Here is a 23,193-nt window from a genome sequence, read left to right as displayed (position 1 = left end):
CCAACACTGGCCCATTGGCGCGCATCAGGAAACAGGAAGTTATGTCCGGGGAATTCGACGAATACGTTGACGACTATGTCGATCAGCACAGCAAAAGCATTCGCTTGTCCGGCGAAGACCCTGATTTCTTTGCGGAATACAAAATCAAGGAGCTGCGGAAAATGGCCGATAACTGGGGCTTCATTGACCCGGCCATCCTTGATTTCGGCAGCGGCATAGGCAATTCCGTTCCTGCCTTTCGCACCCATTTCAAGGGGCTGGACATCACCCAGGCCGACCTTTCGCCCGACAGCCTGACCCGCGCACGCGATCTGCACGGCGGAACCGAGCGTCAGATACAAATTTCCGAAACCGGCATCCCCGTTGACGCCGACACCTTCGATATCGTCTTCACGGCTTGCGTGTTCCACCACATCCCGCACGAGGAACACGACTTCTGGCTGAAAGAACTCTTGCGCGTCACCGCCCCAGGTGGCCGCCTTGTGATCTTTGAACACAATCCATGGAACCCGCTCACGCTGCACGCGGTCCGCAATTGTCCGTTTGACGTGAACGCCCACCTGATCAACGCTCCTGAAATGGCTAGACGCCTCCGGACCGCTGGCTGGAGTAACGTCAAGAACACATTCCACGTCTTCTTTCCCGCCGCCCTCGCGCCCCTGCGCGTCGCTGACCCGGCCCTTGGATGGTGCCCGCTTGGCGCACAATATTCCTGTGCCGGACGCGCACCGTGAGCCTCAGCGTGCCCGACACCCCAAACCCCCTAAAGCGCCAAATCGGGCGCTTTGCCAGCGTCGGCGTGCTGAACACGGTCCTTGGGGTCAGCCTGGTTTTCCTGTGCTTTGAGGTCTTCGGCCTCGGCCTCACCTTGTCCAACGCCATCGGCTACGGCGCGGGCCTTGCGCTGTCTTTCGCGCTGAACGGCACATGGACATTCGGCGCCAAAAGCTTCGACGCAGGCGCATTGGCGAAATTCCTCGCCCTCGTCGCGGTCGCTTTCGTTGCGAACCTTTCCGTCATCCAAGCCCTCATGCCCCTCGGCGTGCCTTACCCGCTGGCGCAAATCGCAGGCGTGGTCACCTATTCCGCCCTCGTCTTTCTCGGAATGAAATATGCCATATTCAAAAGCTGAACGCAGCAAAGCCACCCCCGAGACGCGCCAACCGCCAAGCCTCACCATCGTCGTGCCTTGCTACAACGAGGAAGAAAGTCTGCCGTTCCTGCTGGCTGGGATCGACACCCTGAACGCACACCTCCTTCAGAGCAACCGGATCGCCGAACCCCTGACGCTGATGCTTGTCGATGATGGGTCCGCTGACCGCACCTGGGAACTGATCCAGAACACCAGTGCGCGCTTCAAGATCGCGGGAGTCAGACTTTCGCGCAATCACGGGCACCAACGCGCCCTCATGGCAGGTCTTATGCAAGCGGACAGCGACGTGATCGTCAGCATGGACGCCGATCTGCAAGACGACCCGAACGCCACCGCCGAAATGATCGACAACTATATGCAGGGCGACGATATCGTCTTTGGCGTGCGCGCCTCGCGCGCCACGGATTCGCGCCTCAAACGTAGCAGCGCGCGCGGCTATTACCGCCTTTTGTCCATGCTTGGCGTCGACCTGATCCCCGATCACGCCGATTATCGCCTTCTCAGCCGCAAGGCCCGAGACACGCTAGCTTCGTTCGGCGAAAGCAACCTCTACCTGCGCGGCCTCGTTCATCAACTGGGCTTCGGCAACTCGATCGTCACCTACGACCGTGCCGAGCGGTCCGCCGGCAACAGCAAATACAACCTGCGCCGGATGATCAGCCTCGCCATCGACGGCATCACCTCGTTTTCAGTGCGCCCCTTGCGCCTGATCACGATCAGCGGCTTCGTGATTGCCGCAGCGTCCTTTCTATTCATCGCCTACGCACTTGTCGCGTGGTTCGCAGGGCGCACGCTGCCCGGCTGGACCTCAACCACGCTGCCGATCTATTTCCTCGGCGGCGCGCATCTGATCGCCCTTGGCGTGATCGGGGAGTACATCGGAAAAATCTACACCGAAACCAAAGCCCGCCCGCGCTATATCATCGACCAGACCGTGCACACCGATGCCAAGGTCTCCACGGCAGTCGAAACCGCCCCCGACAAGGCGGCGCAATGAGCGACACCCCCCGGTCGACCCCAATCGAAGCCCGGTCCAGACAATCGCTCTACGCCTTTCTGGCGTTCCTGAGCGCCGCATTCCTCACGGCCGGCCCAGTGCTGATGCATCTGCACCTGCCGCTTGTGGACCTCCCGAACCACATCGCACGCCATTCGATCGCAACCGCGTCCCCCGGCCCGATGGACGTCTATTATACCTACCAGTTGAAACTGGTCCCCAATGCCTCCGCCGACCTTGCATGGATCGCCACCGGCGGGGCCATGGACCCGTCGCGCTTTTCGCAACTCACGATGGCGTTCTACTGCCTCGCATTCATCGGCTCGATCATGGGGCTGTCACGCTTTCTCCACGGCCACTGGAGCCCATGGCCCGCCGCCGCCTCCCTTGTCGTGTTCAACGCCTGCTTCTTCTGGGGGTTCCAGAATTTCCTCGTCTCGGTGCCATTTGCGATCCTTGGCCTGATCCTGTGGCTCTGGTCCGAGCGCCTGCCCCTGACTCAGCGTCTGCTGATCCTTTCGCCCTTCGTGCTGCTGCTCTATGTCATGCACTTCTTTGCCTTCGCGACCCTTGCCGTGACCACCTTCGGCCGCGAAATCCAACGCATCGCCGAAGCTGGGAAGGACTGGAAATCAGCCCTGCTGCAAGCCAGCCTGCTGGCCATCCCATATCTCATCCCGATCCTCTGGCTTCTCTCGGATGTTCTCTTCGGCCCCGAAAGCCCCGCAGGCAGCAAAACCTCATTCGGTGGGCTAGATTCCAGGCTGTTCGTGCTGACCTCGATCTCCGACGGCATCTTCCAGGCTCTGCCGGTGGCCCTCAAACTCACTGGATGGGCCATCGCCTTGGCAATCGTGCTCTTCGCTCTGACGCTGCTTCGCAAAACCGGAACGGCACTTTCGCTTTCACCAAAAATGCGCGGCCCCCTAACTGCCCTCGCGATTGCGGCGATCCTGTCACCCACCTGGCTGAACGGCGTCGCATTTGTCCATGTCAGATTCGCCTTCATCGCCGCAGCCCTGCTCTTTGCATCGACTGAGTGGCGCAATCTGCCCCTGCGCAAGGCGCAAATCCTCGCGGCCGCAATCCTCGCGATCCTGATCCTCCGCGGCGTCGCCTTCGAACGCTACGCTACCAATCACACGGCCGAGACCCTAGACTTCATCGCCGCCACCGAAAGCATCCCCGCCGGCGAGCGTCTCCTTCCCGTGTACAATCACCGAGCGGACGGCCGGGATTTCCGGCTCTGGCATATTGCCGCCAATGCCGTGACCTATCATCAGGCGTTCATTCCGACCTTGTTTCAGGGCGTCCACGCGCTTCAAGTGAAACCTCAATGGGCTAAACACGCCATCGCTGCAGGCGCACCCGCCCCGGTTCAGTTCCTCGACACGGACGCCGCCCGTGGCTTACCCTCGATGGAATTCGTCTGGGACTGGCAGGACAAGTTCACTTACCTTGTGATGCTCGACTCCGACCGATCAACGCTGGCCCCCTACGACCAGCTAGAGTTCATCACGTTAAAGGGTCGGTTTTCACTCTACCGGATTAATGGAGCCACCTGAACCCGCGCGCCTAAACCTGCTTGTCGCGCGTCGCCACTGACCACGCAACCAGAACCGCGCCGTAAAAGGCCCATCCCAATGCCGCCGCATATAGAGCACCCGACGGGCCTTGGCTCCTGACAAGACTGGGCAAGGTCAGTACAAGAATCAAAGCACCAACCCACGAAGCGACCGCCGGGGACCACACCCTTTGCTTTGCAATCAAAAGCTGCACCACGCCGGTTGGCAGTGTCATAATACCTGCGCTCACAAGCGCAGGTGTCAGCCATTCGCCCGCCAATGCGAACTCTTCGCCCAGCAATTGCGAAAAAACCAGCGGTCCAAAAGCCTGGGCAGCAACGACCGCAAATCCAAAAAGAACTGCCACGCCCAAACCCGTCAGCGCTGAGTAATACCGAACCCTCGGATCGCCCACGCTGATGGCGCGACTGACAATCGGCAACGAAGCAGCAAATCCGCTATGAACAGCCATAACGACCAAACTGGCCACCTGCATCGACATGGCCATCTGACCCACAGCGGTAATGTCCCCAGACACATATCGCGTCAGAATGATCGGCAAAGACAACAGGGCGCCCATTCCTATCGAACCAAGCCCGAGAATTGCTCCGCGCGCTCCAATATCCCGAAACTCGTCCTCCGTGAAACTAAGAGCAAGCGCTCTGCGCCGTGACAACGCGAATAGCATAGCAAACGCCTCGATGACCCACGTTGCAGCATGAAGTGCCAGCAGGGCAAACAGCCCATACCCAACCAAGATGCACGATAGCCCGAAGAGAAGCTCAAGGAGTCGCATGCTGATCGTTACTTGCAACGCGACGCGGTTATCCTCGAGACCCACAAACACGGACCGTGCCCAAAGGACAACTCCACGCCCGATAAGCGCCGGCAATACAATCAGCAACGCAGTACGCGAGAACCAATCCCCCACAAACACCATGACATGCAATGCCAGAAACACTGCAGCTGTGGCGAGCAAAACCAATCGCACGAATAACGTCGTACCGATGAACGACTGGGCGTCTTTCTGTCTACTCAGTCTTAAAGGAATAATGCTTTCAAGACCGTAATGTGTGAAGCCAATGGCAAAGGTGTACAATGCAAGAGTGATACTCCATGCTCCGTAAAGTTCAGGTCCCAAGAGTCGCCCAATAAGAACAGCGTAGACAGCGCGAATACCTGTTTCCGCCCATCTGGCACCTGTCAAGAGCGCACCGTTTTCGATGATTGAACTCGCTCCGGGGAAGCGTTCTCGGAATGTCGCTCTACTGGTCATGACCTTGTTTCGGTACTTCAACGACCAAGGTCAAGCTTGTAGGTTCTTGCCACGAAACTAAAAATACTCAGAAGCATGAAAGTACTTACCCGGACGCGCGTTCGGTCGTGCAACCACTAGGTTGATCAACCCGGAGACCGGTGAAGATCAATTAGTCCGGGTTTCCTTCCCAAGCCATAGGCCCAGCCTGAACTTGCTACGCTACCCAAGCTCTGGGAACTTACGCGTTCTCTTGATGCTCACCATAGAGCCAAAAAGCTTATCTACTTTCGTTTACTGTATGAGCCTAGAAAGGGTGACGAAAAAAATAAATGGAACGTTTCAAATTCCTCAATACCTTGTCCAATCTATTTACGTTTGGATGCGAAATATGACTGCGCAACAACCGGAGCTTGCTCCCAACCCCCGGTTTGTATGAAACCTCCCTTTGAAATTTGTCTTCTTTTTCTAGTTGGACGTATATTTCGGCACGCTTCAGCGGAACACCCAGACCCGCACAAAGATCACCTATCAGGCTAGTCAAATCTGACGAATGCTTTGATTTTCTTGCAGATTCAACACTTGCAAGTGAATCTGCGAGACCGCGAACCAAAACGTATCCAAGTTCTAATTTGGACTCAGCTTTCCACTCGAGATCGAAGAAGTGACCCACACCCGAATCATCAACGATTAGATTTTTTGGAATTGCGTCCATCAGTACGCCATCAATCTCAGTGTCAGCCCTAAGTCTTGTACTTGAAGGGATATCTGCTTTTGCCTTGAAAGCTTCAAACCAAACGCGTGCCCACACCTCGACATCTTCAAGGCTCCAGTTTCTTTTTAGCATTACATCCTGCAGTTTACTGCCCCAATTTGTCCCCTCGACGAAAAGCTCGTCCTCTAGGACCTGGGTGACGCTGGCATTCGACGGCGGCGGTATGTCAGTCAACGCACGGCGGGTGACGTATAGCCCGTTCTTTTGCTCGTTAAATTCGACGACTTTCAAATAGGGCTTCTTGCGGTCTCCGTTCCCAAAATAAATCGCGCCGCTTTCAAGCGTGCCCTTGAGAGCCCCTTCCGTCTTCGAACACATTACTAAAAACGAGTTAGCCATGTCGGGCCCTAATCCATTTCGGACAACGGGTCGGATAGCCTTAGAGATCCGGAAGCTTGGGCGGCTGGGGCGCTGGCGATCATTTACAACACAACCAGCGACGAGATCCGCGTATTTCTCTGCATGAGGGCCAGTTAAAGCTTGCTCAGACAATATTGCTTCTGGGAACTTGTAGTCAGGAAATGGGTAGGCGAACCGTTGTTCAGACAGGCCTGCGTCCGCCAGCCTCCTGCCAAGTTCTTTACGGCCGAACGTGACAACACTATTGTCATCGTAGTGTTCCTCAATCCCACTCATCGGAGTACCCAAATGGTCTTCTGGGAATCCTGCGAAATACTTCAATCCTAACTGATTTTCGATGGCAACAATAAGCACCCCATCGGGGGCCATCATGCTAGAAACCCGGCGTAGCAACTGATCGATTGGGTCCTCGGCACTTCCATCTTGAAAATAGAGGCGGGCATACTCGAGAACGCCAATAAGCGTGATGGTTTTGAACTTTGCGTCTGTGTGGAAGTCTTGAAAATTGGCGTTAAGGACTGATACCCGCGGCAAGTCCCGGCAACGTTCACCGATGATCGATGCACGCCTTGGGCTGCCTTCCAAGGCAACGACTGTTTCGCCCTTTTCGCCCAAGAACCTTGTCAAAGCTCCACACCCCGCCCCAATCTCTAGTATTGGGCCAATAGTCAGACTATCAATTGGCCGGAAAAGGTTACATCGCTGATGATGCAAGTGGTAAGTTGACGGCCAGTCTTTCATTGCGCGCGTCAAATCATTTGACATGACTTCGCAACTGGCAGCGTTGCGCATGACCGAAAGCAAATAATTTTCGTTATTGTCGCCATCCGAATAGGTGAAAACATCTGTCCTTGCTTTTAAAGACCAAACATTGCGTTCATTGTCGTAGCGAAAGTCTTTTTCAAAACGGTCCAAACAACTATTCCTTGTCGTATGTGGTCAGCGGTAAAAATGGAGCGAAACGGCAGAGCAAGCAAAGCCGCTTTGGTTATTGGACGGGAACTATCCGAATTTCAACCGCCATCCAACCTGGTGCTTTTGGGCAAGACGAGAGCGAGCTACGCGCTCTTTTTCAAACCAACTCGGCTCGGATACATCACCCACTTCATCAAGTCCGTTTGTCGAGCCCGCGGCGTGTCTTAGCTCAACAGCCAGTAAGATGTTTTTTGAACAAAGAGTTGATATACCTTAACAAGTCGAACAAAGTCCTAACAGGTTTGAAGACGTGAACACAGGACCAACTAAAAAACCTAAGCAAAGGGCGTTGCGCGGACGTCTTTGGTACCCAAGAGGTTATGCTCCATGGCCAAAAACCGCTTGATGATATGGCAAATAGTTTCGACACAATGGTTTTAATATTAGAATTTTGCGGAGATGTCAGCCGTATGAACGATAAGACCGCTCCATCCCGTAAGGTCGATCCTCTTCTGACAAAGCGTGCAAACTGATGCCTCGAGTCGACATTCTTCTGGCAACGTACAATGGTGCCAAATACTTGCCCGAGCAACTTGCCTCATTACAAGCTCAAACCCACAGGGATTGGCGTTTGCTCATGCGCGATGACGGCTCTGAGGATGGCAGTGTCGAATTGATACGACAATGGGCAAGTGATGTCGGTCGCGAATTGGTCGTTCTAGAAGATGGTGAATCCCGCTTGGGGCCTGCCGCAAGTTTTGGGCGTTTGATCGAACGCTCTGACGCGCCCTATTTTGCGTGCTGCGATCAAGACGACTATTGGATTGAGAACAAGATCGAGCGGCTTTTGAGCGAAATCCAAGACATGGAAGCCAAAATAGGAGAGAACAAACCGCTCCTAGTGCACTGCGATCTTGAGATTGTTGATGCGAATTTAAACGCGACTGGTAAGCGATTTTGGGAAGAGTCGCATATTACGTTCATTAACTTAGAACCGGTGCCATCATTTGATCGCGCTCGGGCAAGCTTGTTGCTGCAAAATGTCGTTACAGGCTGTGCCATGCTTGGAAACGCAGATTTGAGAAAGCGCTCAACGCCAGTTCCAAATGATGTGCATGTTCACGATTGGTGGCTGGCATTGATAGCCGGGCATTTCGGCGCCGTGCGGGCCGTACGCGAGCCTCTCATCAAATACCGCCAACATGATGCCAATGCGATTGGAGCGGTTTCTTGGGACCCATGGTCTATGTTCAAACGCTTTTTAGCTGATCCAAGGGGGACGATTGGCAAGACAATTGTTGTACTAGGCAAATTGCAGCGGCAAGCTGGTGCCTTTCACCATACTTTTAGTGATGCGCTTTCAGACAAAGACCGCGAAATCGTACTCGAGTTCTCGCAACTAGCCGAGCAGAGTTTTCTCAAACGAAAGAGTTTTATGATGCGACGCGCCGTCTATCCGAGTGCTTGGGCCAGACGGTTTGTTTTGTTTTGCCTCGTTTGACACGACCCGAGTCAGGTTTACTTTCCTAATGCCTCGCGCGTTGCTCTGTCCCAAAGCACCGCCGTCCCTCCAAAGTTGACGAAATGGAAATCTGGGAGAACAAACCTGAAAAGTCCTTCTTCGCAGTCAAAGGGTTTGACAGTTGAGCAAGCGGACTTGGACCTCCAAGGAAAACGTTTGATTGTGTTGTCCGTTCTTAATCGACCAAGAGCCGCAAAGGACTTAGGAATTAAGCATAGTGCCTACGATCGGTGTATTTCCTGCAGCAATGAATGGAGCGGCTTTTCTCTTCGAGCCACTACGCTCCTTAGAATCGCAAAATTCAAAGATTGACAATTGCTCGTAAGTGATGACGGAGCTAATAATACATCCGTGAGCGGACGGCGTCGCATGCAAAGCGAGTGAAGGTGTGAATAGAGCTCGAAGAAAGCTTGCTCAATTGCAGAGGCAGTGACTTCACTTTGTAGTTCATCTCAGCAATCACTTAACCGAGGACGAAGTAAGAAAACTTCGCGAAATCTGTGCGTTGGTTATTCATTTCTAGTCTGACTTTCTAGAGAACAACCTCCATCAATATATCTTTCCACCGTTCCGCCAAAGCCTCTATCGAAAAGCGCGATCTGAGATCGCCGTGCAAATCCCTCGCCCCCGAACCTTCTGCGATCAAATCTTCAACCGCGGCCAGAAGGGCAGCAGGATCAGCCGGCGGAACCAGCCTGATACCTTCTGCGCCCTCGCCCACCAGTTCGCGCATCCCTGGCCCGTCGCGTGTCACCAATGGCCGGCCTGCCGACACCACCTGAAATACCTTGTTCGGGATCACACGCCCAGCCTTTTCGCTAGCGCCGAAGACACCAAGACAGACATCTGCAGAAGCGATATGTTTCACCAGTTCGCCATAGGGCACCCAAGGCGTCCAGCTCAGCGATGCAGGCGCATCCGCCTCCAGCATCTCGCGGATAACATCGGCCTGCTGGCCCATGCCGATGATCAGCCAGTCCAGCGGACGTGACCCCGAAAGACGCGCTGCCTCGACAATCGTCGCGATCCCATGCAGCGGAATGAATTGACCATAGAACACAACGCGCCGACGATCGTTCTCATTGCGCGTCGTTGCCGGGGGAAAGACCGACGCCTCAGCCCCTACGAACACCGACGCCACCTTGTTTTGCCCTAATGCATAAAAGTCGCGAAAGAACGCGCCCTGTGCCTCGGTATCTACCACAACCTTTGTCGCAGCCCTGCAAGCCAGCCATTCCCAGGCTTTCAGCGCGAAGGCCAAGGGATGGCTCGAGGAAACCATCCGCCGATCCATCACAACCGTGTCGTAGAGCGACAGGAACGCGTCCCAGACCACTGGCACGCGGCGCAGTCTTGCAAAAAACCATAAGATCAAGACATCCAGATGCCCCAGATACCCGACCACAACCACATCCGGCCTTGGCGCACGTGCAAACCGCCAAACCAGCCAAGGATAAGCCAAAGCCCATCTCAATCCCCGCCTCAAAGCATCGGATCTGTGCATCACCGACTTGTCCTCGGCCCCTTCCCAAACAGGGGCATGGATCTCGTTAATCTCGGCCCCGCTGTGACGAAGCGCCTGCACCATCAATCGCGTCCGCGGCTTGCCAAGATCGTAGGTCCCCCAGACCATGACCCGCAACGGCGTGCCATCAGATGAAGCCGCGCCGCTCACCTTTGCACAATCTCAAGAAATCGCTCGGGCACGTCCTGCGGTGTAGGCGACAAAGCCTCAAACCACGGAGAAAACTGAAAATACTCAACCTCGGGTACAAACGAGCGACGACCGTCTGCAAGCGCGCTTGCCACAAAATCGCGATCCGCAAAGTCATGGTCGAACGGCACGATTGACGAAATCAAATCGGTCTTTCTGTTCGCAAGAACCGCGCTCTCTGGCGCGCTGTAAACCAATATTGGTCCTGCCATCTGCGCAAAGACCTCAGCCCTTTCATAGGTAGCTCCGCGCCGGGCCTGCGCCGCTCTTTGATCCAACAAGCTGTTGGCGAGCGACATCGCCAGCCCAAGTCCGACCGCAACGCCGGCCAAAAAGCGCAGTCGCACAAACAAGACCCCGATCCCGGTCAGGATCACAACCGCGTATAGAACATAAGTAGATAGAACCTGCTGCACACCAGCCGTCCCTGACTCTCTGAACAGCGTCCAGGTCTGCGTCCCCGCCAACGTGATCGCCGCTCCAACCAAAAGCGGTCGCGCAGGCGTTTCCAGCCGTTCAAAAATCTCAAGGATAATCCAAGCACAAAGCGCCGACAAAAGCGGCACAGTAGGCAGAAAGTATCGCATGTTCGACCCAAGCCCACCGTGCCAGACGCGCAGAATGAAAGGCAAAGACCACAAGACCACAAAAAGCACAACGATCACAATGCTCTTGCGACGCTTTGCAGTTGGCAGAATGAACAGCGCCACTAACACACCAAGCCAGGGCAGGCTTTGCCCCAAAGCTTTCTTGGTCATACCCCAAAGAAACATCGTGTTGTCCGCGCCAGTCCACGCACCTGGGCGCGGATCGTTGATCCAGCGCGCGTCGATCACCAAAACATATACACCATGCACTATGATCCGCGCCACCCGCTCCAGTTGCGGCACCAGCATCACCAATGCCGCAACCGCAAGTACCATCACAAACGCCACGCTTTTCGGGGCGCGCATTACAGCCTCCGGAACAGTGCCGCGCACCCGTATCGCCCAGATCCCAAGCGTCGCAAGACCGGCAATCACAGCAAATGAGATATACTTCACCGGATCGACCGCGCTTCCGGCGGTATGCCCATAGGAAATCGGATTGAGGGTCCCGAACTTGAGCGAATTGATCCACGCCATGACGGCAAAAACCGGCGCCAATCCGACCAACCCTCCGGCAAACACCACCAGAGGCTTCTGTGCATAAAGCACCGTCACCAAGGCAATCGTGCTCAACAGCAGGATCCCATCGACGCGGAACAACAACCCCGCCCCCAGCACCAGCCCTGACGCCGCTGCCCACAAAAACGGGCGTTCCTCATCAATCGCACGCAGGAACAGATAGAACGCTGACAGCACCGAAAAGATGCTGACCATATGCGGCCAGAAGCCGACCGCGTACTCGGGCATGAAACTGAAAACTGCCCAAAGCGCGACCGCCAGATTGGCCACCGCAACGCTCTGAAAAAACCGCAGCGCCAGCATGTGAGTAACAAACAATGTTCCCACCGCCGCCAGCGCATTGATCAGCAAAAGCCCCCGCGCGCCCAGAACCTCGAAAAATACCGACCCCAGTACCGCAAGCCCTGCCGGATACTGCGGTGCCAACCCGTTCTCTGTCGGCACCAGCAAACCCAGCATCGCCGCATCCTCGGAAGGATGGCCGAGATAACCGTTATCGACGAAAAGATCCTGACCTGCATGAAACGCCTGCACCGACAGAACATAAACCACTTCATCGATGATGAAAAAACCGGTCGAAGCAAAGAACGGCATCGCCAGAAGCACGAGGCTCAGTCCATACAACAGAATTGTTCGGGTTTGTGTGGGGGTCACGTCAGAGTCCAATCGTAACGGCGTGCTGTTATCACTTTTCCAAAGCCGCGTTCTTCAACTCGGCGCGCAATAGACGGCCGCGAATATCGGCCGACAGCATCCGGTTCGCCGCCACGAGATCCGCCAAAAGTCCCGCCACGAAGAACAGCGTCCCGGCCCCGATCAGCGTCGAACCGATAATCAGCGACTGCACGTTACCGTCGCCCTCTCCGATGGCGTAAAAATACAGAAACCGCAGAAAGGCGATAAGGCCCGGCAACATCACAAGCGCTGACAGATAGGAAAAGAAGCGTAGCGGCTTATAAAGAACTGCGATCCGCAAAATCGTCTTGGCTGAGCGGAAAACATATTGCGGGATCGAGCGAAAAAGCCGCGACTCCCGCGTCGGATCGTTGATCTCGATCGGCACCGACACAATCGGGATGCCCATCCGCCCCGCCTGAATGATCGTCTCCAGCGTATAGGTATAGCGATCAAAGACATAAAGCTTGCTGGCGGTATCGCGGTGGATGGCGCGAAACCCGCTTGGCGCGTCATCGATATCGGTCCCGCTGGCCTTGCGCACCACCCAACTGCCAAGATGCTGCAGCGCACGTTTCACCGGTGAGAAATGCTCGATACTGGCAATCGGGCGCGCGCCGACAACGATTTGCGCGCGTTTCTCGAGAATCGGCGCACACAGTGCGGGAATTCCCGCCGCGTTATACTGATTATCGCCGTCCGTGTTCACGATCACATCCGCGCCTGCGTGCAACGCCGCTTCCATTCCGGTCAAAAACGCGGTCGCAAGCCCCTGATTGTGGGGCTGTTGGATGATGTGATCGACCCCCGCCTCTCGCGCGACCTCGACCGTACGGTCGGTCGAGCCATCGTCGATGATCAGCCATTCGACCGTATCGAACCCCGGCACCTCTCGCGGCAAATCCGCAAGCGTCTCCGGCAAGGTTTTTTCTTCGTTGAAACAGGGAATTTGTATAATGAGTTTCATGCCACGGGCCGTTTTTTCATCTTAAGCATGGAACTATTAAGTGAATGTGGCAACAAAAGGGCTTGGCGCGGGTAATTACTGACAATCCGTGAACAATTACTCGGACTGTTTCGCAACCTTCATCAAACGCCAAAACCAATGCACGGCGGCTACCGCATCGACCGCAAAATAGCTCCGATCTGCAAAAGCTGGTCAAACAGTGGATTCGTCGTCCGCCAGACCATCCCGATCCGGCGCGACGGACGCGGAGCCGGGAACCGGTCAGTCGACACTTTCGCCGACTGCACTTCAAGCGCCATTGCCATCTCGGGAATAAGGGTGACGCCCATACCCGCGCCCACCATCTGCACCAGCGTCGACAGCGAACTTCCCTCCATCAACCGACCCGGCTGACTGCGTTCGAATTCGCAAAACGACAAGGCCTGATCACGAAAACAATGCCCTTCTTCCAAAAGCAACAACCGCATCGTCTGCAACGCCTTGCCAGATGGAACCGCCTTGCCCGCATCCTCTGCGGGACGCACCAGAACGAATTCCTCCTCGAACAGCGAAAACTCGGTCAGTGACGGCTCGGACACAGGCAAGGCCACGACGGCCACATCCAAACGACCATCCTTCAGATCCCCGATCAAGGACCGCGTGACCGCCTCGCGCAATTCGAGATCCAGGTCGGGAAAGCGGTCAGTCAGCGTCGAAATAATCGACGGCAGCAAATACGGCGCGACCGTCGGAATGATCCCGATGCGCAACCGCCCTGCCAGCAAATCCTGCGAGGCCCGCACCAGATCGTCCAGTTCCTCGACCGACAGCAAGATCTTGCGCGCCTTTTCTGCCAGGCGTTCACCGATCGCTGTCAGCCGCAACTGCCGCGCTCCTCGCTCGACCAAAGGCGTGTGGAACATCGCCTCCAACTCTTTGATCTGCAATGACAAAGCGGGCTGCGAAATCGAACAGGACTCTGCCGCGCGCCCAAAATGAAGGTGCCGTGCAAGCGCTTCAAAGTATCTCAGCTGTCTGAGGGTCAAGCCAATCATAAGTTCAACTTATCATAAATCAAAATATATCCAATTGGAGTTAATATAATAGCTTTGTTAGAATGGTTCCAAATAGGGCATCCTGCCCTAAACACCTGAATTCAAGGGAGAATATCATGGACGGCAACAACGTTGATTCGACGGGCGGCTGCCCCGTAATGCACGGCGGCAATACCGAGCTTGGCAACCCGGTCACAAAATGGTGGCCCCGTGCGCTCAATCTGGACATCCTCCACCAGCACGGCGCCCGCACAAACCCAATGGACCCCGACTATAACCACCGCGAAGCCGTCAAAGGTCTCGACTATGAGGCCGTAAAAAACGACGTCAAAGCCGCGATGATCGACAGCCAGGATTGGTGGCCTGCAGACTGGGGTCATTACGGTGGTCTGATGATCCGCCTTGCGTGGCATTCTGCCGGTTCGTATCGCATGGGCGACGGACGCGGCGGCGCGGGCTCGGGCAACATCCGCTTTGCGCCCCTGAATTCTTGGCCCGACAACGCCAGTCTCGACAAGGCACGTCGCCTCCTCTGGCCGGTCAAAAAGAAATACGGCAACGCCCTTAGCTGGGCCGACCTCATCATCCTCGCCGGCAACATGGCCTACGAATCCATGGGCCTTAAAACTTTCGGCTTCGGCTTTGGCCGCGAAGACATCTGGGGTTCGGAAACCGACGTGAACTGGGGGGCTGAAAACGAGTGGCTCGCACCGTCCGAGAACCGATACGCCGACCTCGACGAACCAAACACCATGTATAACCCGCTGGCGGCGGTCCACATGGGCCTCATCTACGTCAACCCCGAAGGCGTCAACGGCAACCCCGATCCGGCCCGCACAGCTCTCCACGTACGTGAAACTTTCGCCCGCATGGCGATGAACGACGAAGAAACCGCCGCCCTGACCTGCGGCGGCCACACCGTTGGCAAAGCCCACGGCGGCGGCGACCATGCCCACATCGGAGCCGAACCAGAAGGCTGTCCGGTCCATACCCAGGGCTTCGGCTGGGCAAACCCCGGCCACAAAGGCAAGGCCACCAACGCCTTCACCTCCGGCATCGAAGGGGCTTGGACCAAACACCCGACCCAGTGGGACATGGGCTATTTTGACTATCTCTTCGGCTACGAATGGGAACTGACCAAATCCCCTGCCGGTGCAAACCAGTGGAAGCCGATCAACATGCCCGATGACGAAATGCCGGTCGATGCGACCGACCCGTCCGCGCGCCGCATGCCAATGATGACCGACGCCGATATGGCCATGAAAGTCGACCCGATCTACAACGAGATCTGCCAGAAATTCCGTGCAGACCCCGAGTATTTCGCCGACACCTTCGGACGCGCCTGGTTCAAACTGACCCACCGCGACATGGGACCAAAGGCCAACTACTACGGCCCCGACGTGCCCGCCGAAGACCTGATCTGGCAAGACCCGATCCCGGCAGGCGCAACCGATTACGATATGGACGCCGTCAAGGCCAAGATCGCCTCAAGCGGCCTGTCCGCCGCCGAAATGATCGCAACGGCTTGGGACAGCGCGCGCACTTTCCGCGGTTCGGACAAGCGTGGCGGTGCCAACGGAGCCCGCATTCGCCTTGCCCCGCAAAAGGACTGGGTCGCAAACGAGCCTGAGCGTCTGGCCAAAGTCCTCGGCATCCTCGAGCCCATCGCTTCCGAAACAGGTGCCTCTCTCGCGGACGTGATCGTACTGGCCGGTGTCGTCGGACTTGAGCAGAGCATCAAAGCCGCTGGACATTCGGTTACGGTGCCCTTCGCACCCGGTCGCGGAGACGCAACCGAAGCCCACACCGACGCCGAAAGCTTCGACGTCCTCGAACCCCTCGCCTGCGGTTTCCGCAACTGGCAAAAGGAACGCTATGCTGTCGCGCCGGAAGAACTGATGCTCGACAAGGCTCAGCTCCTGGGCCTGACAGCGGCGGAAATGACGGTCCTCATCGGCGGTATGCGCGTTCTCGGCGTAAACCACGGCAACACCAAGCACGGTGTGTTCACCGATCGCGAAAGCCAGCTGACGAACGACTTCTTCGTCAACCTGACCGACATGGCCTACAAATGGGAGCCCCTCGACGACGGCACCTACGAGATCCGCGACCGGGCCACTGACACAACCAAATGGACTGCCACAAGCGCGGACCTCGTGTTCGGCTCAAACTCGATCCTGCGCGCCTACGCCGAGGTCTACGCTCAGGACGACAACGGCGAAAAGTTTGTGCGCGACTTCGTAGCGGCATGGACAAAAGTCATGAATGCCGACCGCTTCGATCTGGTCGCTTAAGCCAAAAACTGTGGGCAGCGCCAAAGCTGCCCACAGACCTCCCTCAGACTGACACGTCCGCAAGAACCGCCTCGCGCGACGCGGTCTTGCGCTCTTCATCACGCAACACCGTACCACGCCTCAAGACAACGATCCGATCCGCCAAATCCCATGCGAAATCAAAGCGTTGCTCGACCAGAACAATCGCCATCGTCCCTTTGTCGCGCAATCCCGCGATCACCCGGCCGATTTGCGCAATGATGTTCGGCTGAATACCCTCCGTCGGCTCATCCAAAAGCAAAACCTTTGGCTTGGTCACCAAGGCCCGCGCAATCGCCAGCTGCTGCTGTTGCCCGCCGGACAAATCCCCGCCCCGACGCCCCGCCATCTCGGCCAGCACCGGAAACAACTCGAAAATCTCCGGCAAAACCCGCCGCTCATCGCTTGGCAGGCAGGCAAACGCCGTCTCAAGGTTCTCAGCCACCGTTAGCTGAGCGAAAATCTCACGCCCCTGCGGCACATAGGCAATCCCCGCCCGCGCGCGATCCCGCGCCCCTTTCGGCATTGAGGCACCTTCCAGCGAGATCTCGCCATCCGCCGGATGCCGCCCCGCAATCGCCTTCAAAAGCGAGGTCTTCCCGGTTCCGTTCAACCCCATGACGCAAGTCACGCGTCCCGGCTCGGCCACCAGATTGACACTGTGCAAAATCTGACTGCCGCCGTAGTGCAGATCGACGTTCTTCGCCTCAAGCATCTACCGCCTCCTGCCGCCCCAGATAGACGTCAATCACACGCGGATCGGCGCAAACATGATCCAGCGACCCTTCCGCCAGAACCCGCCCTTCATGTAGCACGCTCACACGACATTTTAGCCGCCGCACGAACTCCATGTCATGTTCGATCACCACCACAGCCCGCGACTTCGCCGCCTCGACCAGCATCGCCGTCGTGCGCTCCCGCTCGGCAGCCGTCATGCCAGCCGCCGGTTCGTCAACCAGCAACAATCGCGGCTCCTGCGCCAGCAACATGCCAATCTCCAGCCACTGCTTTTGCCCATGCGACAGCGTTCCGGCGCGCCTTCCCATGTCGCCGCGCAAACCAACCTGATCCGCCACCTCTGCCGCACGCTCTACCAAAGACGGACGCCGCATCAACACCGTAAACGGCGAGCGCGGAGACTTCAGCGCCATCGTCAGGTTCTCGGTCACCGTCTGGTCATCGAACACAGTGGGTTTCTGAAATTTCCGCCCGATTCCGGCCCGCGCAATCCTGGCTTCGGACATCTTCGTCAAATCCTGGGAAGCACTGCCGTAGCGGATCGTCCCACTATCGGGCCGCGTCTTTCCAGTCACAAGGTCCATGAACGTGGTCTTTCCCGCCCCGTTCGGCCCAATAATCGCCCGCAACTCCGGCTCGCCGATCGAAAACGACAGATTGTCGATCGCCTTGAACCCGTCAAAGCTCTTGGACACGCCCGAAACTTCCAGAAGCGCGCTCATGGTGTCTCCTCCTCAGCCCGCAGACTGCCCTGATCCGGCCCCAGATCATCCCGCCGGGTCGAGCGCCGGTTCGTCCACAAATCGACGAACCCTCCCAGACCCTTCGGCGCAAACAACGTCACCAGAACGAAACTCGACCCCAAAAGCACAAGCCACCAGTCGGTCCATTTGATCACATAGAACCCCAGATCAATATCCGGCGCCCCACCGCCCGTGAACCAGCTTGACAACAGGCTGACCACAGCTGCCCCGATCACCGCCCCGTAAAGCCGACCCCGCCCGCCAATCGCGACCCAAACGGCCAGATAAATCGAAGCAATCGGCGCAATCTCAGTCGGATTCACGATCCCGGCCTGCGGATAATACAGTGCGCCGCCAATGCCACAGGCCATCGCCGTGCCGGTGAAGATCGCCAGCTTGTAATGCTCGACCTCATACCCCAAAAACCGCACCCGCGCTTCGTCATCGCGAATACCGCGCAGCACAGACCCAAACCGCCCCGACACCGTCCAGACCGCCAGAATATACCCAAGCCCCAGCGCAAAAGCCGAGGCCCACAAGAACCAAAGCGACACCACCGACTGCGGCACATCATCCAGCCCCGGCAGGTTCTGCAAACCCGAAAGCCCGTTGTTCCCCCGCAAACCGCTGTCATTCTGAAACAGCCAAAGCGACAACGCCAATGTCCCGGCCTGCGTCAGGATCGACAGGTAAACCCCCGCCACCCGGCTGCGAAACGCAAGCCATCCAAAGACTAGCGCAATCAACCCCGGCACCAGTACTGCAAATGCCAGTTGCAACGGCAAAGACCCCGCAAACGTCCAGAGCCAAGGAATATCTGACGAGCCCACAACGCCGAAAATCTGCGTGCCAATCGCCTCTTCGATCTCCAGCGCCGTCGGCGGCAATTCAGCCCGCAACAGCGTGTCCATCACGATCAACTCGGTGCGGTCCCACATCAACCACATGCCAATCGCATATCCGCCGATTCCGAAGAATGCGAAATGCCCCAGCGACAAAATCCCGGTGTATCCCCAGACCAAATCCATCGCCAAAGCCGCCAAACACAAACAAAGCGTCTTGCCCAGAAGCTTCACAAACGACACCGACACAAGTCCCGCCTGCGCCAGAACCGTCGCCCCGACTGTGACCAGCGCCAAGAACGCCAGAAACACCAGCACATCGGTGCGCATGATCAAGGCCCGAGGCTTGGCCGCCGCCTTGTTGGCGCCTACACGCATGTTCGTCGCCGTCGCGGTCATTGCACAAACCTGCCTTTTTGCGCCACGATCCCGCGGGGTCGGAACTGGATAAAGAGGATAATAAACAAGATCATATAGGTTTGTGCGGCCAGCGTATTTGAAGGGTTCAACCACTCAATTCCCTTCTGCAACCCGCCAATCAGCCCAGCCCCCGCCAGCGTGCCGAAGACCGACCCGACACCGCCCACGACAACCGTCATAAAGCTCTGCACGATATAGCCCGTGCCCATTTCAGACGTCACTTGCGCGAACAATCCAATCGCCACGCCCGCAACACCCGCAATGCCCGATCCAAGCGCGAAGGTCGCCATGCCGACCCGATCCGGGTCAATCCCAAGGCTTGCGGCCATACCGGGATTCTGCGTCACGGCCCGCACTTCCAGCCCAAGCCGCGTGCGGCGCAGGATATAAACCAACAGTCCCAAGAACAGCAGCGCCATCACAAAGATCGCGATCCGGATATAGCTGATCCCGACCACATCGTTCAGCACCCAGGCTCCCGCCAGCCAATCCGGCGAGGTCAACGGCACGGCTTGCGTGCCAAAGATGTTCTTGAACAATTGTTGCAACGCGACGGAAATCCCGAACGTCGCAAGAAGCGTTTCCAGCGGGCGATGCGCCAGATGCCGGATCACCAACCGCTCCAAAGCCACACCCGCTGCCGCCGCGACCACAAACGCCAGCGGCAGAGCAATGATCAAGGACACCGTGTAATCCGGTACGAACTGCTGCACGACATAGCCTGTGTAAGCGCCAATCATGATGAACTCGCCATGCGCCATGTTGATCACGCCCATCACCCCAAAAGTGATCGCCAGACCGATGGCGGCCAGAAAATAGATCGACGCCAGCGACATCGCATCCAGCCCCAGATCAACCGCTTCCGCCCGCGCCACGCGCGCCTCGACGAAGTCCAGCGCCGCCAAGGCGGCCTCGACGACCGCAGGGTCAGCTTCTTCGTAAATCTCGACAATTGGGTTGGCCGCGATCAAGTCCGCAACTGCCCCGACATCGGGGCGCGCAGGCGCAACGCCTGCCACTACCAGCCGTTCGTAAGTCGCCCAGCGCGCCTCTTCCGTGTTCAGATCGGCCACCGGAACCCCGGCCACAGACCCGTCGGAAATCGCCGCAATCAAAGCGGCATCGCGCTCGGTGCGCTCCACCAGATCAGGGACAATCCCCTCTTGCGCCAAACGCTCCAAGGCGCGTTCTTCCGTCAAATCGCGCCCGACGGCCAAAGTCCTCGCGATGTTTGCGCCTTCCGGCGGAACACCGACAACCGTACGCGTCACCAGAACCGAATTTAGTGCCGCCCGCGCCTCAAGCGAAACCTGCGTGGACATCCAGTTGATTGCATCAACCCGCGTCTCGGTGTTCGTCCCGAACCGGATCGAAATCAGACGATCCAGCGCCTCCTTGCGGTTGCGGATACTCGCGACCTCTTCACCCTCGATCGAGGCGCGCAATGGCGCAAGAAGCTCGGGCGTCGGATTGCGTGTCAACGCATCAAGCGCTGCCAGACGCCGCTCGGGATCGGGATCATTCAATTGAAACTGCACCAGTGTCGTCGCGATCAGTTTTCGCACGCCCGAGTTTGGCTTCAACTCGCTCGCTTCTCGCCGACCGACCTCGCCTGCGTCCGATCCGTCTTCCAACGACCTCAGCCGATATATGTCACCCTCGCGCACGCCATAGAAAAACTGCCCGTCTTCATCGCGCTGCACCACGCCCTTGTCGGACCAGGCTTCCAGAAAGCCCGTCATTGCAGGCAGGCCTGAGGCGGCCAGTTCATCCAGCACCGGCTGGATCGTTTGGCGTGATGGCTTCGCAATGTCTTCCGCATAGGTCTGAAGAAGGGTCTGCATCGGCCCTTCTTGTGCATGTGCCTGAAAAGAAAAGCTCAAAAGGATCGCAAGCAAACTGAGAATGCGCATTTTAGGTGGCCCACCAGAGTGAAAAACGCCGGCCCGAGAGGGAGGTCTCGGGCCGGCCGGTCGTTACGTCAGATCAGTAGTTGGACTGGATCTGAACGCAGCTTTCCGTCTCGGTGTCCCACATGCCGCAGCCTTTGCCCGGCCAGTCAGACATCAGCTTTGCGCTGGCTGGCAGGTGGTCTGTCCATGCATCGCCCGGCACTTCCGAAGTCTGGCTCACGATATCGAACTGGCCGTCCGCCGTGATCTCACCGATCAACACAGGCTTCGCCAGATGGTGGTTTGGCAACATCACAGCCATGCCGCCGGTCAGGTTCGGAAACTCCTGCCCGTACATCGCTTCACGCACAGCATCGACATCCGCCGTGCCGGCTTGCGTGACCGCATTCGCCCACATGTTGAAGCCGATATAATGGGCTTCCATAGGGTCGTTCGTCACACGATCTTCGCCCATCCGCTCTTTCCAGGCGGCGACGAATTCGGCGTTCACGTCCGTGTCAGCCGACTGGAAGTAGTTCCAAGCGGCCAGATGCCCGACAAGGTTTGTCGTATCCAAACCCGACAGTTCTTCCTCGCCAACCGAGAAAGCCACCACAGGAATGTCGTCCGCCGAAATCTCGGCCGCCGCCAACTCCTTGTAGAAACCGATGTTCGCGTCACCGTTGATCGTCGAAATCACGCCAACCTGACGGCCATCTTCGCTCATCTCGACAACATCACCTACAATCGTCGCCCAGTCGGAATGACCAAACGGCGTGTAGTTCACAAAAATATCTTCTTCCTCGATACCTTTGGACTTCAGATACGCCTCAAGAATGTTGTTCGTGGTGCGCGGATAAACATAGTCTGTCCCAAGCAGCGCGAACCGCTCAACGCCCAGTTCTTCAAGGAAATAATCGACCGCAGGGATGGCCTGCTGGTTCGGAGCCGCGCCGGTGTAGAACACGTTCTTGGACGACTCCTCGCCCTCATACTGCACCGGATAGAACATCAAACCGTTCAGTTCTTCCAGAACCGGAAGCGCGGACTTGCGGCTCACGCTGGTCCATGACCCGAAAATCACGTCGACATCTTCGACCGTCAGCAATTCGCGCGCCTTTTCGGCAAACAAAGGCCAGTCCGAAGCCGGATCGACGACAACTGCCTCAAGTTCGCAGCCAAGCAGACCGCCCTTTGCGTTTTGCTGGTCGACCAGCATTTCAACCGTGTCTTTCAGTGTCGTTTCCGAGATTGCCATCGTGCCGGACAACGAGTGCAAAACACCCACCTTGATCGGGCAATCCTGCGCAAAGGCAGGTGCGGCTGTGATGGCGCAAGCACCCGCCAGTAGTAGTGATCGTTTCATTGTGTGACCCCCTTGTTAGTGTCTCGCCAAATGCTGAAACGGTCAGAGGGGAGTCACCATCAATGATAGTCTAATTCGTGCTGCATCGCAGCAGTATGCCGGTTTTTGTGGCAGAACGAACGCGGATTGCGGATTAATTGAGCATGGGGTGGCCGTCAATCGCGACCGGGATTGTCATCAATCAGACATCCGCATGCTACACCCAATGGTCAACAAGCTCGCCAACTGAACTGACCTCGTTTTCCAAAGAGGAGGCAAGATCTTGCAAAATTAAATGAGACTATTGATTGCCTTCGGACTAAATCACCGCTGGGCCTCGAAAATGCCTTACTGAGAAGAGTAGCGAGGTCCGCCAATGTGCTTGATAAAGAGTTAGCTCAGATCACGAATTCAACGGACAACCAAGATCATTGGAAAGCCGCGCTCTCGGAGATTCAATTGATGAATCCCCAACTGGAACAACTGGAACGATCTATGAGGGATACTCAGATTTCTACTTAAGGAGCAAAAGCGCCAAGTGAAACATACCAAATGAGGCGGCGTCAAAAACGCAGGAACAGCACAATTAGCTCAGTAGATTAATCGTCTACTTGCCTACGGAGGAACCAGATGAGACCTGCTAGCGGTTTGTGAGTGGGCGTTGGTGCAGGATGAGTGTCTAGCCCCCAAGTTCTGTGCCATTTCTGATTAGAGTTTCTGGCACTGGTGGTCGCATGTTCAGAGCCTGGTGCGGACGTGTGTGGTTGTACTGCTTAAGCCAATGATTGATGACGATCTGTGCC

At 56.8% G+C, this 23,193-nt stretch carries 18 protein-coding genes; 6 read left to right on the top strand and 12 right to left on the bottom strand.

Annotated features, from left to right (window positions below; genetic code table 11):
- The first annotated feature begins 41 nt into the window (after positions 1 to 41).
- Genes BOA8489_RS16375 through BOA8489_RS16360 form a run of 4 tightly spaced genes read left to right on the top strand, consistent with a single transcriptional unit; the run spans position 42 to position 3,715 of the window.
- Positions 42 to 734 (top strand): class I SAM-dependent methyltransferase, encoded by a 693-nt coding sequence (locus BOA8489_RS16375; RefSeq protein WP_093975393.1) that lies wholly within the window; start codon positions 42 to 44, stop codon positions 732 to 734.
- Between the two features lie 8 nt (positions 735 to 742).
- Complete coding sequence (locus BOA8489_RS16370; RefSeq protein WP_176440341.1) at positions 743 to 1,132, top strand: GtrA family protein; 390 nt, start codon at positions 743 to 745, stop codon at positions 1,130 to 1,132.
- Entirely contained in the window at positions 1,113 to 2,150 is a 1,038-nt protein-coding gene (locus BOA8489_RS16365; RefSeq protein ID WP_093975391.1) for a glycosyltransferase family 2 protein, read from the top strand. Before BOA8489_RS16370 ends, BOA8489_RS16365 begins: the two co-directional genes overlap by 20 nt.
- A complete protein-coding gene (locus tag BOA8489_RS16360; protein WP_093975390.1) occupies positions 2,147 to 3,715 on the top strand; it encodes a hypothetical protein in 1,569 nt (522 codons plus the stop codon). The genes BOA8489_RS16365 and BOA8489_RS16360 overlap by 4 nt, the downstream gene beginning before the upstream one ends.
- Before the next feature lie 10 nt (positions 3,716 to 3,725).
- Here BOA8489_RS16360 and BOA8489_RS16355 read toward each other — a convergent pair whose 3' ends face one another.
- Positions 3,726 to 4,991, bottom strand: coding sequence for a lipopolysaccharide biosynthesis protein (locus tag BOA8489_RS16355; protein WP_093975389.1), 1,266 nt, complete (start codon positions 4,989 to 4,991; stop codon positions 3,726 to 3,728).
- 286 nt (positions 4,992 to 5,277) lie between these two features.
- On the bottom strand, positions 5,278 to 7,020 hold the full coding sequence (locus BOA8489_RS16350; RefSeq protein WP_141138316.1) for a class I SAM-dependent methyltransferase: 1,743 nt from the start codon (positions 7,018 to 7,020) through the stop codon (positions 5,278 to 5,280).
- 532 nt (positions 7,021 to 7,552) lie between these two features.
- On the opposite strand from BOA8489_RS16350, the gene BOA8489_RS16345 reads away from it, so the two are divergent.
- Positions 7,553 to 8,521 carry a glycosyltransferase family 2 protein gene (locus BOA8489_RS16345; RefSeq protein WP_093975387.1) on the top strand — a complete coding sequence of 323 codons (969 nt, stop codon included), beginning with the start codon at positions 7,553 to 7,555 and terminating at the stop codon, positions 8,519 to 8,521.
- Positions 8,522 to 9,074: 553 nt separating this feature from the next.
- On the opposite strand, the gene BOA8489_RS16340 is transcribed toward BOA8489_RS16345, so the two are convergent.
- The 4 genes from BOA8489_RS16340 to BOA8489_RS16325 all read right to left on the bottom strand — a co-directional run bounded on the left by BOA8489_RS16340 (position 9,075) and on the right by BOA8489_RS16325 (position 14,098).
- Positions 9,075 to 10,217 (bottom strand): glycosyltransferase, encoded by a 1,143-nt coding sequence (locus BOA8489_RS16340; RefSeq protein WP_093975386.1) that lies wholly within the window; start codon positions 10,215 to 10,217, stop codon positions 9,075 to 9,077.
- Positions 10,214 to 12,076 (bottom strand): glycosyltransferase family protein, encoded by a 1,863-nt coding sequence (locus BOA8489_RS16335; protein ID WP_141138315.1) that lies wholly within the window; start codon positions 12,074 to 12,076, stop codon positions 10,214 to 10,216. Before BOA8489_RS16335 ends, BOA8489_RS16340 begins: the two co-directional genes overlap by 4 nt.
- Before the next feature lie 31 nt (positions 12,077 to 12,107).
- Positions 12,108 to 13,064 carry a glycosyltransferase family 2 protein gene (locus tag BOA8489_RS16330; RefSeq protein ID WP_093975384.1) on the bottom strand — a complete coding sequence of 319 codons (957 nt, stop codon included), beginning with the start codon at positions 13,062 to 13,064 and terminating at the stop codon, positions 12,108 to 12,110.
- Positions 13,065 to 13,213: 149 nt separating this feature from the next.
- Positions 13,214 to 14,098, bottom strand: a complete 885-nt coding sequence (locus BOA8489_RS16325; protein ID WP_093975383.1) for a hydrogen peroxide-inducible genes activator — start codon at positions 14,096 to 14,098, stop codon at positions 13,214 to 13,216.
- 116 nt (positions 14,099 to 14,214) lie between these two features.
- Between BOA8489_RS16325 and katG the strand changes: the two genes are divergently transcribed.
- Positions 14,215 to 16,392, top strand: a complete 2,178-nt coding sequence (gene katG / locus BOA8489_RS16320; RefSeq protein ID WP_093975382.1) for a catalase/peroxidase HPI — start codon at positions 14,215 to 14,217, stop codon at positions 16,390 to 16,392.
- Between the two features lie 43 nt (positions 16,393 to 16,435).
- Here the strand turns inward: katG and urtE are convergent, their stop codons facing one another.
- From urtE to BOA8489_RS21115, 6 genes are all read right to left on the bottom strand, one after another.
- Positions 16,436 to 17,125 carry an urea ABC transporter ATP-binding subunit UrtE gene (gene urtE / locus BOA8489_RS16315; RefSeq protein ID WP_093975381.1) on the bottom strand — a complete coding sequence of 230 codons (690 nt, stop codon included), beginning with the start codon at positions 17,123 to 17,125 and terminating at the stop codon, positions 16,436 to 16,438.
- Complete coding sequence (gene urtD / locus BOA8489_RS16310; protein WP_093975380.1) at positions 17,118 to 17,870, bottom strand: urea ABC transporter ATP-binding protein UrtD; 753 nt, start codon at positions 17,868 to 17,870, stop codon at positions 17,118 to 17,120. The genes urtE and urtD overlap by 8 nt, the downstream gene beginning before the upstream one ends.
- The gene (locus tag BOA8489_RS16305) at positions 17,867 to 19,111 is read right to left on the bottom strand and encodes an ABC transporter permease subunit (protein ID WP_245813923.1); all 1,245 of its coding nucleotides are present in this window, start codon (positions 19,109 to 19,111) and stop codon (positions 17,867 to 17,869) included. The genes urtD and BOA8489_RS16305 overlap by 4 nt, the downstream gene beginning before the upstream one ends.
- 17 nt (positions 19,112 to 19,128) lie before the next feature.
- Complete coding sequence (urtB, locus tag BOA8489_RS16300; protein WP_093975379.1) at positions 19,129 to 21,066, bottom strand: urea ABC transporter permease subunit UrtB; 1,938 nt, start codon at positions 21,064 to 21,066, stop codon at positions 19,129 to 19,131.
- 73 nt (positions 21,067 to 21,139) lie between these two features.
- Positions 21,140 to 22,411 (bottom strand): urea ABC transporter substrate-binding protein, encoded by a 1,272-nt coding sequence (urtA, locus tag BOA8489_RS16295; RefSeq protein WP_093975378.1) that lies wholly within the window; start codon positions 22,409 to 22,411, stop codon positions 21,140 to 21,142.
- A 658-nt stretch (positions 22,412 to 23,069) separates the two neighbouring features.
- Positions 23,070 to 23,180 carry an integrase core domain-containing protein gene (locus BOA8489_RS21115; RefSeq protein WP_370807277.1) on the bottom strand — a complete coding sequence of 37 codons (111 nt, stop codon included), beginning with the start codon at positions 23,178 to 23,180 and terminating at the stop codon, positions 23,070 to 23,072.
- Positions 23,181 to 23,193: the final 13 nt, after the last annotated feature.

Source organism: Boseongicola aestuarii (assembly GCF_900184815.1).
Classification (GTDB): Bacteria; Pseudomonadota; Alphaproteobacteria; order Rhodobacterales; family Rhodobacteraceae; genus Boseongicola; species Boseongicola aestuarii.
This window is presented reverse-complemented; position numbering and strand designations above follow the sequence as displayed.